Source organism: Anaerofilum hominis, assembly GCF_014287275.1.
In the GTDB taxonomy this organism is placed as follows: Bacteria; Bacillota; Clostridia; order Oscillospirales; family Ruminococcaceae; genus Pygmaiobacter; species Pygmaiobacter hominis.
Window position 1 is genome coordinate 184,578 of record NZ_JACONZ010000005.1, and the last position, 13,439, is coordinate 198,016.

Annotated in this window: 11 protein-coding genes and 1 pseudogene; 4 read left to right on the top strand and 8 right to left on the bottom strand. The window is 63.2% G+C overall.

Annotated elements, in window-relative coordinates; all coding sequences use genetic code 11:
* Positions 1-191 precede the first annotated feature (191 nt).
* Entirely contained in the window at positions 192-380 is a 189-nt protein-coding gene (locus tag H8S23_RS12980) for a hypothetical protein (RefSeq protein ID WP_186888783.1), read from the bottom strand.
* Between the two features lie 321 nt (positions 381-701).
* On the opposite strand from H8S23_RS12980, the gene H8S23_RS12985 reads away from it, so the two are divergent.
* Together H8S23_RS12985 and H8S23_RS12990 are read left to right on the top strand one after the other, a co-directional pair.
* Positions 702-989: a hypothetical protein gene (locus tag H8S23_RS12985; protein WP_186888784.1), complete on the top strand. Its 288-nt coding sequence runs from the start codon at positions 702-704 to the stop codon at positions 987-989.
* A gap of 207 nt (positions 990-1,196) precedes the next feature.
* Positions 1,197-2,264 carry a DUF6709 family protein gene (locus H8S23_RS12990; protein ID WP_186888785.1) on the top strand — a complete coding sequence of 356 codons (1,068 nt, stop codon included), beginning with the start codon at positions 1,197-1,199 and terminating at the stop codon, positions 2,262-2,264.
* Between the two features lie 654 nt (positions 2,265-2,918).
* Here the strand turns inward: H8S23_RS12990 and H8S23_RS12995 are convergent.
* The 5 genes from H8S23_RS12995 to H8S23_RS13015 form a co-directional block, all read right to left on the bottom strand.
* The gene (locus H8S23_RS12995; RefSeq protein ID WP_186888786.1) at positions 2,919-3,539 is read right to left on the bottom strand and encodes a VanZ family protein; all 621 of its coding nucleotides are present in this window, start codon (positions 3,537-3,539) and stop codon (positions 2,919-2,921) included.
* A gap of 1,419 nt (positions 3,540-4,958) precedes the next feature.
* Positions 4,959-5,198 (bottom strand): hypothetical protein, encoded by a 240-nt coding sequence (locus H8S23_RS13000; RefSeq protein WP_186888787.1) that lies wholly within the window; start codon positions 5,196-5,198, stop codon positions 4,959-4,961.
* A 561-nt stretch (positions 5,199-5,759) separates the two neighbouring features.
* Positions 5,760-7,064: a redoxin domain-containing protein gene (locus tag H8S23_RS13005; RefSeq protein WP_186888788.1), complete on the bottom strand. Its 1,305-nt coding sequence runs from the start codon at positions 7,062-7,064 to the stop codon at positions 5,760-5,762.
* Between the two features lie 402 nt (positions 7,065-7,466).
* Complete coding sequence (locus H8S23_RS13010) at positions 7,467-8,804, bottom strand: FAD-dependent oxidoreductase (RefSeq protein WP_186888789.1); 1,338 nt, start codon at positions 8,802-8,804, stop codon at positions 7,467-7,469.
* Positions 8,801-9,247 carry an RrF2 family transcriptional regulator gene (locus H8S23_RS13015; protein WP_186888790.1) on the bottom strand — a complete coding sequence of 149 codons (447 nt, stop codon included), beginning with the start codon at positions 9,245-9,247 and terminating at the stop codon, positions 8,801-8,803. The genes H8S23_RS13010 and H8S23_RS13015 overlap by 4 nt, the downstream gene beginning before the upstream one ends.
* A 272-nt stretch (positions 9,248-9,519) precedes the next feature.
* On the opposite strand from H8S23_RS13015, the gene H8S23_RS13020 reads away from it, so the two are divergent.
* The gene (locus H8S23_RS13020; RefSeq protein ID WP_186888791.1) at positions 9,520-10,641 is read left to right on the top strand and encodes an aminotransferase; all 1,122 of its coding nucleotides are present in this window, start codon (positions 9,520-9,522) and stop codon (positions 10,639-10,641) included.
* Between the two features lie 551 nt (positions 10,642-11,192).
* Positions 11,193-12,182 (top strand): tryptophan--tRNA ligase, encoded by a 990-nt coding sequence (trpS, locus tag H8S23_RS13025; RefSeq protein ID WP_186888792.1) that lies wholly within the window; start codon positions 11,193-11,195, stop codon positions 12,180-12,182.
* A 198-nt stretch (positions 12,183-12,380) separates the two neighbouring features.
* Here the strand turns inward: trpS and H8S23_RS14255 are convergent, their stop codons facing one another.
* A complete protein-coding gene (locus H8S23_RS14255) occupies positions 12,381-12,794 on the bottom strand; it encodes a YkvA family protein (RefSeq protein ID WP_243166031.1) in 414 nt (137 codons plus the stop codon).
* A 102-nt stretch (positions 12,795-12,896) separates the two neighbouring features.
* Positions 12,897-13,382 (bottom strand): annotated as a pseudogene (locus H8S23_RS14260) (VTT domain-containing protein); the annotation flags it as partial.
* Positions 13,383-13,439 lie beyond the last annotated feature (57 nt).

Genomic DNA, 13,439 nt, shown 5'->3' on the forward strand with positions numbered 1-13,439 from the left:
TGCCGCCCGGCGCGCTGTGGGACGGCCGGGGGTTGGTCCCTCCCTGTTGTAGATAAGTGTTGCTTTTAGGCATGGCAAACCCGTCTTTATCGCAATAGCCAAAAAACTCCCTGCACTTCTTCGGTGCAGGGAGTTTCCAATTTTTGCCGCTTTATACCAATAAGGCGTAGCAAAGATTATGCTCATTTTCCTTACTGCTTGCTTTCCAACAAATCAATGATGCGATATAATCCTAAAAACAAGCTACTTAAAGCTATTGAACTAAAGAGCATCGGTAGATTAATGGTATTAATGAAAGGGCATTTGATTAGCATTATCATGGCTATGATAAAAAACAGAATCGCTGTGGCCAACATCAATTTTTTAATTAGCTTTTTCATGCTCTTTCTCTCCTGCGTGCAATATAAATGATCTCTGGTACATCTTCTCCGCCTAATACGACCTGCTCTTTTTTGCATTCTATCATAGGAAACGGTTCCTCTCAAGGCTGTTTGGTGAAACTGACGCAGTTTTTATTAGCAACACTTATCTACAACAGGGACGTTGGTCCTTTCTTGTGGACTTTTGCGCGCTGTGAGGTTATAATGAAAAGCGATATGGCCCCGGGGCCGGGCCCGGCAGCCCAGCGGCGGTTTTGCAGGCGCGGGCGGCCGAAAGGCGGGTCCTGCCCGGCAGGGGAGCAAAAGAGGAGGAAATGAAACATGTCCGAAATTCTCGAAGCGGCAATGGTCATCTGTTTCGGCCTTTCCTGGCCGATCTCGATCCGCAAGGCGTATCTCGCCCGCACCACCCGGGGCAAAAGCCTCGCCTTTCTGATCCTGATCACAGTGGGATATGTCTGCGGCATCAGCGCGAAACTGCTGGCGGGCAACATCACCTATGTGTTTTTCTTCTATGTGCTCAATCTGTGCATGCTGCTCACCGAGCTGGTGCTTTACGCGCGCAACCTGCGTCTGGACCGGCAGCGGGCGGAGGAGCCTGCGGCCTGAGCGGACAAAAAAGAAGAGACGACCATGACGCGCGGGCGCGGAAAAACTTTTTTGCGGCGGCGCTTTTTGGGGCGGACGGGCAAAAGCCCGTCTGCTTTTTTGCATGGGGGACGTGACTTTACGCAGCATGCAGGCGGTACTGACGGTTACTTTTGTCAGCGGGACCGGCGTGATACAAAGGTTTTGTGGGAACAAAAGGAGGAGCTTATGTTTGAAAAACTGAAAAGGCAGAGTTTAAAAAAGTCGATCGTCTTTACGGTCCTGCTGCTGGCGGCGGCGGTGGGGCTGCTGGCGGCGACCGGTTTTGGCGCTTTCAAGGCGATCGGGGGCCCGAAAGATCTGTACAGCCTGTCGCAGGAACAACTCAGCGGCGCTTATGTGGAGGCGGACATTTACGGGATGTACGACACCTATGCCGAGACGACGCGGTCGTCTTCCGGCGGGCCGGGCCGCACGGTCAGCAGGGAGTATATCATCGACGCCAACCAGACCTCTTATATGGGTCTGGTGCTCACCAGCAAGGATCTGTCCGCGGCGCAGGATCTGCTGCAGGAGAGCTGGGACTATCTGAACGGAGATACTCAGGGCACCAGCACGGTGATCCATGTGCGCGGCACCGTTCTGCCCATGGATGAGGAATCGCTGCGGTTTTACCGCGAGACCGTGGGCTGGGACCAGATGAGCGCGGAGCAGCAGGCGCTGTTTCTGCCCTACTACTTGAAAGCGGATTTTCTGGGCAAGAGCCATGCGGACGCCACCTGGGGCTTTACAGCGCTGGCTGCGGCCGCGCTGATCTGGGCGATCTACCGCATCGTGCGCGCGGCCACCGGCGGGTATCAGAGCGATTTGCGCAAGCTGTGCGCAGCTGCGCCGGAGGGCGCAGAGGTCGCCGCTGAGCGCATGGAGCAGTTTTATGAAAACATCGAGCCGGTCGGGCCGCTGCACATCGGCGGGGACTGGGTGATCTGGCAGGACGGGGCCCGGACCTGCGGCCTGGCCACCCGGGATATCGTCTGGGCCTACTGCCGGCACACCACCCGCCGCCGCAACGGCTTCAAGACAGGCGAGTTCGACGACCTGATGCTCTGGACCGCAGATAAAAAGAGCCGCGCCGTGCGCGTGGCGGATGGGGAGCAGGCCGGCCGCGCGATGCAGGTGCTGAACGAGGCCAACCCGGACGTGCTGCTGGGCTACAGCAAGGAGATCGAAAAGCTCTACCGCAAGGACCCCGCCAGTCTGCGGGGCCTGCGCGACGACGCGTCGGCGCAGCAGTAGGGCCGGCTGCCGCGGGCAGAACGCTTTCCCGGAGGGGAAAGGCGGCACGCCCCCGCAGCGTCCGCGGCAGAAAAAACGGCGGAAAGCGGTTTGGCGCTGCGCCCCGGCCGCCCTGCCGGGGACCGGAACACGCCCGCCGGGACAAATTTTCAGCGCTGTGTGCGGCAAAGCGCTGAAAGCGGCTCTCCGGCCGCTGCGCGCCGCGGCCCGATGGGGAGACCGGCGCCTGCCATAGTGTGGGCGCCATGCGGCAGCCGGACGAGCAGCCCAAAAAACAGCCTCTGGAAAACAGAGGCTGTTTTTTTATTTAAGATAAATCAAAAAGGACTATTTGTATTCGCCGCGGCCGGAGGACAGGCTGCAGGACGAGGAAGCAATCCGCCTGCGGCTGTGGGGGGCCCTGCGCCGCAAATAAACAAGTGATCTCAAGGACCGCGCCCTCGCCGCTGTGCAGCGGCCGGGAGAACAGCCCCAAAACAGCCGCCCCCCTCGCTGTGGCCATTTATCCCTGCTTTGCAGAAAAAGTGCTGTCAAAAGCAGGGCCTTGTTTTCAGGCCCCGTTTCCCGCACCCCCTTTGGCGGGGGCCGAAAGACGTGCCCGCCCGCCGCTCGCTGCACGAAAAACAGTTCCCTGCGCCGCGCCGCACGCGGCGTTCAAAACCCGTAAAGCAGCTTGGCGAGATGGAATTCATCGAACAGCAGAAACCGGCCCAGGAACATCGCGCCCACATAAAACAGCGGCTCCCCGGCTGCGCGCCGCCCGGGGACGCACAGGCGGGGACATACCAGTGCGGCCAGCCGCCAGGCGGCATAGCCCAGCAGCGCGCCGAGCAGGTTGGCGGTCAGATCGTCCAGGTCGGTCACCCGGTCGTTCAGCAGCTGGCTGCCCTCGATCAGCAGGGAGAACGCCAGCCCGGCAAGGCCCGCCGCCCACCAGCGCCGCAGGCGGGGCCAGATCACAGGCAGCAGCAGGCCCAGAGGAAGAAAGAGCAGGACGTTCAGCCGGTAGCCCAGCGAGGACGGGGGCGAGGCAAAAAAGGTCAGGTTGAGCTGGCTGGGGCGCAGCTCGAGGCCGAAGCGCAGCAGGTCGGACAGGGTGCCCGCCCCGGTGACGTGAAAGACCGCAGCGATATAGAAAGTGAACAGGGCGATGAGCAGCGGGTAGGCGGCCCCCCGGGACGCAGAGGGGACGCGCCGCCGCAGCAGGCAATAGACGGCTGCGGCGGGCGCAGCCACGGTAAAAAGACCGTAGACTTTTAGGATCAGATCTCTCATTTTCAGGCCATTTCCTTTCCTGAAAGGGCGTGTGGAGCGGCAGCGGGGGGATGTGGGGAACTGCCGCGGTCCGCGCGGGGAAGATCTTTTCCGCCCCGCCGCCTCTGAAGTTTTTTCTACAATACTCCACAGGTCTTAAGAAAGCGGGACAGAAATACCTAAAAGTTTCTTAAAAATGCGCGGGTGGACAGCTCTGCAGGCGCGCCGCGGCCCCGGCCCCGGCGCAGGGAGAGCCAAGGGGCGCGTGGGGAGGAAAACGGCGCGTTTTGGCGCAAAAAAGCGGGGAGATCTGCGAAAGCCCTTTCCTGCCGCACACAGGGTTCTGTGCTGCCGCAGAGAGGGCCGCGGGCAGGCCCTAAAAGCGTTTGTCTCTCCAAAGCGTTTGCTTCCTGTGCCCGGGGCGGGCTTCGGCGGGCAGGACACCCCCGGGCGTCTTTTGAGCGGCGGGACAAAAGACCGATTTCGCGGCAGGCGGCGCTTGCTGCAGCCGCAGCGGAAAGCGGCGGATATAAGGGCCACAGGTCTGGAAAGAATGCTGCAGAGGAGATCACGGAGGCGGCACGGGCGCGCCGGAGGGACGGGGGCGCGCAAAAGCAGCCGGCCGGAATAAAGACAGCCGCCCGGGCAAGACCGTGTCGCCCTCCGCGTCATTCTCCGCGTCATTCTCCGCGCCATTCTCCGCGCCATTCTCCGCGCCTCTCTCCGCGCCTCTCTCCGCGCCGCTCCCCACGCCGCTCTCCCCTGTCTCTTCTCTCACCTCTTCCCGCGCCGTGCCTGGATATCCGGGCGGCTGATTTTTTATGCGCAGGTTTTGTGTTTCTGAAAGCATTTTTCGGTTTTTGACCGGGGCGGCGGGCCCCGTGTTGGCTGCGGCGTGTTTTGGGGCAGCGGAGGTTTTCAAGATGCTGGAAAATTTTTTCGGCCCTGCTGCTGCGGACGCACTCGCCGCTGGCCCAGGTGCCCTCCCGCGGGCGCGGCCGCCCCGGCCCTGTGCCGGGGGGCAAAGCGGTTTGTGTTGGGACGGTTTTTCAGACGGAGCGGCGTTGGACCGGCCGGGCACGGCGATCCCTTTTCCCTTTTCGCCCCGCGGCGGCCCCTGCGTGAAATAAAAAATAGCCGCAGGCTATTTTTTTGGCCATGCGCCCGGTTGCCGCGCAAGCAGCGAGGGCGCGGCCATCAAGATAAGTTGTTTTTTATTGCAAAGCAATAAAAAATAGCCGAAGGCTATTTTTTCGGCCATGCGCCCGGTTGCCGCGCAAGCGGCGAGGGCGCGGCCATCAAAATAAATTGTTTTTTATTGCAAAGCAATAAAAAATAGCCGCAAGGCTATTTTTTAGTAGCCATGCGGCCTGTCCACAGGCTGCGGCGAATCGAAATAAAAAAGCAGAGGCCCCAGGGGGCCTCTGCCGCAGAAAAAACTCAGTCATCGAGGGGCAGGTTCTCGCCGATCTCCCCGATCTTTTTGTGAAAATCCTCGTCCTCACTGACCACCAGGATAGGGCGGTCAAAGTCGAGGGCGTACATGCCGATATAGCTTTTGGCGTCGATGATGGTCTCGCCGTCCTCAGAGTGCAGACCCACCTCGGACGGGCACTGGGTAGCGAGGAACTGCACTTTCTGCAGCTCGCTGATGGTGTTGAACTTCTTTTTGCTGACCATGAAAACACTCCTTTGTTTTTTGTGGGATGCGCCGGGGCGGCCCCCCCGTGCCCACCCGGGGGTCAAGGGGCCTTTGCGCGCCGCCGCAGCTTTTATTTTACCGCGGCGCAGAGCAAAAGCAAAGCGCTTTTTGCTGCAGAAATAAGGAGGATCGTTGAAAAGCCGGATCCGGACAAGGAAACAAGAGTCGAGCCATACGATTTTGGCGCAGGGCAGGTTCAAACCCGCGGGGCAATCCATACAGGATCGCGCCCTTGGTTTTCGCCCACGCTGCATCCAAAATCGTGGGGCTCGACCGCGCAGCGCCGCAAAGGCACCAATTGGAGATGCAGTGCAAGGCAAACCACTGCAGGCATCCTGTATGGCTGGCAAGGTGGTTTCAAAAGCGTTTTGCCATGTTTTTGCAAAGCCCGGCTTTGCCGGGCTTGCCGGGCCGGTCGCTTTCCATCAGCGTCGGCTGCGTTAAGGGCCGACCCCGCAATGCGCCCCAATTGCCCCCTTTGCGGTCATGTTTCCTTATTCGGATCCGGCCAAGCTCCGGCGGCCCTGTGCGGCCTGCGGTCAGCGGCGCTTCCCGCTCATGGTCTGCTGCACGATGTCGTCCATGATCTGGCGGGTCAGGCTGCCCTGCGCATAGCCGAAAAGATTGCCCTCGGCGTCGATCATAAAGGTGGTCGGGTAGGCGGAGATACCGTAGGCGGCGAAGAGGTCGCCGGTGAGGTCCATCACCACCGGGTAGCTGTAGCCGTGGTCGGAGAGAAAGGCCTGCACCTTGTCCTGCGTCACATCCACCGCGGCCGGGTGATCGTCCGATTTGGGGTTTGCCACCCCCAGGACGACCAAGTCGCCCGCGTTTTCGCCGGATTCCTCATACAGCGCCTGGATGTCCGGCATCTCCTGCTGGCAGGGGCCGCACCAGGTGGCCCAAAAGTTGAGGAACACCACCTTGCCCTTGTAGTCGGACAGGGTGTGGCTCTCGCCGAACTGGTCCACCAGGGTAAAGTCCGGCGCGGCGATCGCCTCTGACTGCGGGGAGGAGGACGCCCCGGAGGAGTCCTGCCCCGCATCCGATGTGGGGTCCGGGGTGCGCTGCGGCGCAGAGGATGCCGTGGAAGAGGGCGCAGCGCCTGCGCCTCCCAGCCCGGACAGATAGCCGGTGACGCCGTTCATCCAGCCTGTGAACATCATCACGCCCATCAGCACCAAAAGCACGCCCCCTGCCTTGACGGTGTAGCGCACCACTTTCTGGTGCTTCCTGAAAAAGTCCAGCAGAGAGCCGGTGAACAGCCCCACGGCGAGAAACGGCAGAACAAACCCCAGCGTGTACACGCCGATGAGCACAAACCCCAGCGAGGCGCTCTGCGCCGACGAGGCCATCAGCAGCACGCTGGCCAGCGCGGGCCCCACACAGGGGGTCCAGGCAAAGCTGAAAGTAAAGCCCAGCACCAGCGCGACCAGCGGGTTCATGGCAAAGCGGTCCAGCCGGAAAGGCAGCCGGTGCTCGCGGGACAGGGCGCCCGAGCCGCCGAACACCCCCAGCTGATAGAGGCCGAACAGCACCACCAGGATGCCGCCCACCCTGGCGAAAAGGGTGCGGTTGCCGCTGAAGAACCGCCCGGCGGCGGTAAAGCCGAGCCCCAGCGCAAAAAAGGCAAAGCTCACCCCCAGCACAAAAAACAGGGTGTTGAGCAGCACCTTTTTGCGCCCGTAGCGGATGGTGCCGTCCGGGGCGACGGTTTTTGCGCCGCCCGCCAGATAGCCGATATACAGCGGCACCAGCGGCAGCACGCAGGGGGAGAAAAAGCTCAGGATGCCCTGAAGAAAAACGGTGGCGGCCGGGATGCCGGCCTCAACGGTAAAGCCCATGGAAAACCTCCTGAAAGATGTGTTGCCGCCGATAAAAGCGGCTCGGGCCGCCGGGCGTAAAAGCGGGCAGGCCGCCGCCCGTCGGCCGGTCTGAGCGCGCATTTTTTTGACCGGGGGCCGGGGCTGGGCCCCGCTTCCGGCGACGAGATCCGGGCGCGGGACAGGGCGTCCTGCAGGCGAAGCGCAGCGGCGTGCGGGACGCTGCTGCGGCCCGTTTGCGTCTGGCCATCGGCCCCGGTCCTGTGTGCGGGAGCAAACCGCTGTGCGCAGGATGGCTGCGTCCTCCCCCACTGGGTGCGCGGGCCCCGTCTGGAAAACGCCGCTCTCCGCCGCCGCAGCCGGGGAAGAAAAAATCTGAAAAACGCGGGGCCGGATCCGGCGGCCGGTCTGCCGCCGCGGGTCTCAGTGCACCGAAGCGAACAGATCGTTCAGCGCCTCGGACATGGTGGGGTGGGTGTACACCGCGTCCCGCAGCGCCGTGTAGGGAATCTTTTGATCCACAGCCAGCTTGAGCAGGTTGATCAGCTCATGGGACTCGGCGCAGAACAGATGGGCGCCCAGCACACAGCTGCTGTCGGCGTCGATCACCGCCTTCAAAAGGCCCGCCGGCTGCCGCAGGATCTGGGCTTTGGGGATGGCGGCGGCCTGCAGCCGCGCGACCTTTACCTCATGACCCGCGTCCCGGGCCTCCTGTTCGGTCAGGCCCACGCGGGAGAAAGGCGGGTCCAGAAAGACGCTGTAGGGCACCGCGCCCCGGTTTTCCGTGGTGCGGCTGCCGTCCCCCAGCAGAGCGGAGCGCACGATGCGCGCGTCGTCCAGCGAGATATAGGTGAACTGCAGCCCGCCGGCCACATCCCCCAGGGCGAAGATATGGGGCGCCGTGGTGCGCAGGTGGGCGTCCACCTTTACCGCGCCGCGGGCGGTGAGTTCCACCCCGGCCGCCTCCGGGTGCAGCCCCTCCAGCTCGGGCCGCCGCCCGGTGGCCACGAGCACGGCCTCGGCCTCCAGCGTCCGGGCCTCGCCGCTCGCCGTCAGGTCGATCAGGGCGGTGTCCCCGCCCCCGCGCACGGCGTGGATCTCCGCGCCGCGCAGCACGGTCACCCCCCGTGCGCGCAGGCTTTCCAGCACGGCGGCGGCGATCTCCGCGTCCTCCCGCGGCAAAAAGGCTTCGCCGTCCTGCACAATGGTCACCTGTGAGCCGAAGTTGGCCCAGATGGAGGCGAACTCCATGCCGATATACCCGCCTCCGATGATGACCAGGCGCCGGGGCAGCTGTTCCAGCTCCATCAGGGTCTCGCTGAGATAGACGCGGGGGTTGCCTGCAAGGCCGGGGATGGGCGGCACGAACGGGCGCGCGCCGGTATTGATGAAGATGGTGTCGCCCCACAGCTCCACCACGCCCTGCGGGCCGGAGACCGACACGGTGTGAGGGCCGGTGAACTGCGCCGTCCCCTGCAGCACCGTAATTTGCGGCTGGGACGCCAGTTTGTCGTAATTCTTTTGCCGCAGCTTGGCGGTGAGGGCCCGCTTCTCTTCGATCGCCGCCCGGTAACGGGCCGCCTTTTCACCGAAGCTGCCGCCCATGGCCGCCGATAAGGCCGCGCTGTGATCGAGCGCCTTGGTGGGGATGCAGGCGACGTTGATGCAGGTGCCGCCGTACATTTTGTCCGAGCGCTCGGCCAGCGCCACCGTTTTGCCGCCTTTGCCGAAGCCGATGATGACCGCGTCGAATTTTTTCATGTGATGGCCTCTTTTCCAGGTTGGTCCGCCGCAGGGGCGAAGATTTTTTTGTCGATCCCATCCAGGGTGATCGCGGCCAGCTGCGCACGGCAGGCCTGGTTCAGCTCGTCGTAGATGCCGTCCAGGATCGCCCCCATGCCCGAGCAGATCAGGCAGTTCCTGTCCACGTCGCCGCTGCGCCAATTGCTGCAGACATAGCGGGCGTCCAGCGCGTCGCCGATCTGCAGCAGCGTTGTCCGTGCCGGGTCTCCGGTAAAGCGGTAGCCACCCTCCGCGCCCTCGCGGGTCTCCACCAGCCCGGCTTTTTTCAGCTGGGCCATGATCTTGCGCACCCGCGCCGGGTTGGTGCAGATGTTGTCGGCCAGCAGTTCGCTGGGCAGATAGCCGCCCTTGTGGTTGAGAAAGACGAGCGCGTGGACGGCCACGCTGAATTCACTGGTCATGAAAGGGTCCCTCCAAAACTGTAACTGAAATAAGCTCACTTCTAACTGTAATTATATCAATTACATTTTGAATGTCAAGGGGCTACCTCCGCTTTGGCAAAATTTTTTGCGCTGCGCGGCAGCGGCCGGACAAAATTTGCCCGGTGCACTCCCCCTGCGGGGGCAAGTGTGGTAAAATTGTCCTGTATGTGCAGCGCCCCCCCTGCCGCGGGGACGCGTCCGCAGCGTTCGGGCGGACGGCCGGAGGATCAAAGGACAAAGGAGCAGTGAGCATGAAGATAGAACCTTTTAAAGTGGAAGAGTGGATGAACGCCTACGAGACCCAGGCGGTCTACAACATCGCCGAGACCTGTGTGGAGTCGATATCCCTGGACGAACTGCTGGAGCTGTGCGGCGAGGAGCGGGGCGCGTTTTTGGACGCGCTGGCGGGCCGCCGGCTGACCTACGGCGATATCGTGGGCGCGCCGGCCTACCTGCAGGGCATCTGCGGGCTCTACCGCACCATCGGCCCGCAGCAGGTGATCTCCACCCACGGCGCGGCGGGGGCAAATCACCTGCTGCTCTACTCGCTGGTGGAGCCGGGCGACAGGGTGATCTCGGTGCTGCCCACCTACCAGCAGCTTTACTCGATCCCGGCGTCTTTCGGCGCAGAGGTCCGGCTGCTGCGGCTGCGCCGTGAAAACGGCTATCTGCCCGACCCCGACGAGCTGCGCCGCCTGGCGGCGGACGGCGCCAAGGTGATCTGCATCAACAACCCCAACAACCCCACCGGGGCGCTGATGCCCAAAGCACTTTTGGAAGAGGTGGTCGAGATCGCCCGCGGGGCCGGCGCTTATCTGCTCTGCGACGAGGTCTACCGGGGCCTCAACCAGCAGGAGCCCTATACCGAGTCGGTGGCCGACCTGTATGAAAAGGGCATCAGCGTCAGCAGCATGTCCAAGGTGTTCTCGATGGCCGGGGTGCGGCTGGGCTGGCTCGCCACCCGCGACGAAGCGGCCCTGCGGGCCTGCCTGTCCCACCGGGACTACAACATGATCAGCTGCGGCATGCTGGACGAGCAGATCGCGGCCCTGGCCCTGGCCCACCGGGACAAGGTGCTGGCGCGCAACATCGCGCTGGTGCGCCGCAACCTGGACCTGCTCACCCGCTGGATCGGGCAGAACCCGCACTTTTCCTTTGTGCGGCCCCAGGCGGGCACCACCGCGCTGGTGGAGTACGATTTTGACCTGCCCTCGGTGGAGTTCTGCAAGGGGCTGTTCCGGCAGACGGGGGCCTTTGTCACCCCGGGCGCCTGTTTTGAGATGGAACATTGCTTCCGCATGGGCTATGCCTGCGGCACCACGGTGCTGGAGCAGGGGCTGGAAAAGCTGGCCGCTTATGCCGGGGGGCTTTGAGCCGCGCCGCAAAAGGACAAAGGCGGGGCGGCCCGGCGCGCCGATCTTTTGAAAAAGGCGCGCGCTTGACACCGGGGCGCGGCGGGGCTATAATTGCCCTAAGACCTGTCCTGGCCCCGCTGTGTCTGCGGGCGGCCCGCTGAAAACGCGCGGGCCGGGCCCGTCCGGGCCGCAAACGCCGGCCGGGCGGGGTCAAGGGAAGAAACGCCTGTTTTAATGGAAACAGGCGTTCCCAGAACAAGATACCAGGCAAACCGTTGAGTGAGGGGAGTAAGCACGCACAGCCGCCGCCAAAGAGAGCTGCCGCAGGTGAGAGCGCAGCGCGGGGGCGCGGGCTGAATGGGCTCACGAGGGCGGCCCGAACCGGCTGCGGCCGCAGTAGGCGCCGACGGCATCCCGGCCGTTATCCCGGGGCGCATATTTCAAGGTATGCAGAAAAGCCGCACGGGTGGCATCCAGAGCAAAAGCGCAGCGCGCCCTCTGTCCCAGGCAGGGACAGAGGGCGCTTTTTTGCCCGGCAGCCGTCAACACACAAAAGGAGAGAAAAAAACATGGAACAGAAAAAGCGCATTTTGACCGGCGACCGCACCACCGGCAAGCTGCATCTCGGCCATTACGTGGGCAGCCTGCAGAACCGCGTCAAGCTGCAGGACCAGTACGACACCTTTATCTTGCTGGCGGACATCCAGGCCCTGACCACGCATTTTGAAAACCCGGCCCTCATCCGCAGCAGCATCTACGACGTGGCCATCGACAACCTGTCGGTGGGCCTGGACCCGGAAAAAGCCACCATCGTGCAGCAGAGCCAGATCACCTCCATCGCCGAGCTCACCGAGATCTATTCCCTGCTGGTGACGGTCAACACGCTGCGCCACAACCCCACCATCAAGACCGAAGCCGCGGCTTACGGCTACGACGACCTGACCATCGGCTTTTTGGGTTATCCGGTGAGCCAGACGGCGGACATCACGTTCTGCGGGGCAAATCTGGTGCCGGTGGGAGAAGATCAGCGCCCCCATCTGGAGCTGGCCCGCAAGATCGTGCGCCGCTTCAACGACCTGTACGGGGAGACGCTGACCGAGCCCGAGATCCTGCTCAGCGACTGCCCGCGCCTGGCGGGGCTGGACGGCAACGCCAAGATGGGCAAAAGCCTGGGCAACGCCATCTATTTGTCCGATGATGCGGCCACCGTGGAGCAAAAGGTGCGCGGCGCGCTGACCGACAAAAACCGCATCACCGCCCATGACCCCGGCGACCCGGATGTGTGTGTGGTGAGCAGATATCACCAGACCTTTGACCGGGACGAGTACGACGAGATCTGCGCCAGCTGCCGCGCGGGCAGCATCGGCTGCGTGGCCTGTAAAAAAAAGCTGGCCGCGGCGCTGAACACGCTGCTGGACCCGTTCCGCGAGAAGCGCGCCTACTACGAAGCGCATATGGACGAGGTCAGGCAGATCATCCAGGCGGGCAGCGACAAGGCCAACCGGGTGGGCAACGAGACGATGCGCCGCGTCAAGGACGCCATGCAGATCAGCCTGTGAGCCCCGCGGGCCCCGGCCCCGCTTTTTTGCCCGCAGAGGGGCCCCAGAGGGCGCGCTGCCGGCGCGTCGGTCCCCTGAAAGTGATACAGAACGCCCCTGAAGCAGGCCTTTTCGGTCTGCCCCAGGGGCGTTTTTTCTGCGGCCAAGCGTTTTTTGCGGGGGCAGGGCGGGACGGGCCGCCCTGCCCCCGCGCGGAGACTAAAGCCAGACCGCTTTGACGATCAGCCAGGCGAGCGCCAGCCAGATAAGGACGACCGGGACCCCAAAATACCATTTTGTGCGCTTCCCGTTCTGGCCGCCCTCCGCGGCAAGGGCGCGGCTCTGGTCCCAGATCTCTTTGGGGATGGCCCGGACGGTCAGCGCGATCAGGGCGGGCAGCAGGATCACATCGTCCAGATAGCCCAGCACAGGGATAAAGTCCGGGATAAGGTCGATGGGAGAGAGCGCATAGCCCACCGTGACGCCGGCAAGGATCTTTGCCCGGATGGGGGTCTTTGGGTCTTTCAGCGCCAAAAAGAGCGCCGGGATATCCCGCTTCAGTTTTTTGGCGCGGTCTTTGAGGGCGGCAGAGCGAGCCCTGACGGGATGGGCGTCCGGCTGCCGGCGGCGCAGCCGCCATGCGGCGAACAGCGAGGCGGCGGACAGCAGCACCGTCACCGCCGCCGAGATCAAAAACTGCGGCGAGGAGGGGTCCTGGATGCTGGCGCCCATCAGGGTGACGGTGAAAAGACCGGGCAGCATCCCCAAAAGCCCGCCGGCCAGATAAGAGCCAAAGGGCAGCCCCGAAGAGCCGAGATAAAGGCTGACCACGTCGCAGGGCAAAAAACCGATCACCCGCACGAAAAAGGAGAAGAAAAAGTCGTTTTTTCGCTGCAGTTCCAGCAGCGCGCGCACCTTTGGATAGCGCCGCGCCAGCGCTGAGGAAAAACTTCCCGCGGACCAGCGCCCCACCCAATAGGGCAGGCTGAGGCAAACGGCGATGCCCGCAGCGCCCACGGCCAGAGCTGCAGGCAAAGGGAACAGCATCCCGCCGGCCAGATAGAGCGCCGGGATGGGGAACACCACGGACAGGCTTTTCAGGGCGTAGAGTAGCAGCAGAAAACCGGCTGCCAGCCAGGGATTTTGAGGGGAAGCGCGGAGCAGATCTTCCACACTGAGGCCGCGGACGAAAAAAGCGGCCGCAGCGATGAGCCCCAGCATCACCGCCAGCGGAACCAGCCGCAGCAGCGCCAGGGCCCTGTCTCTCCTGTTCACGGC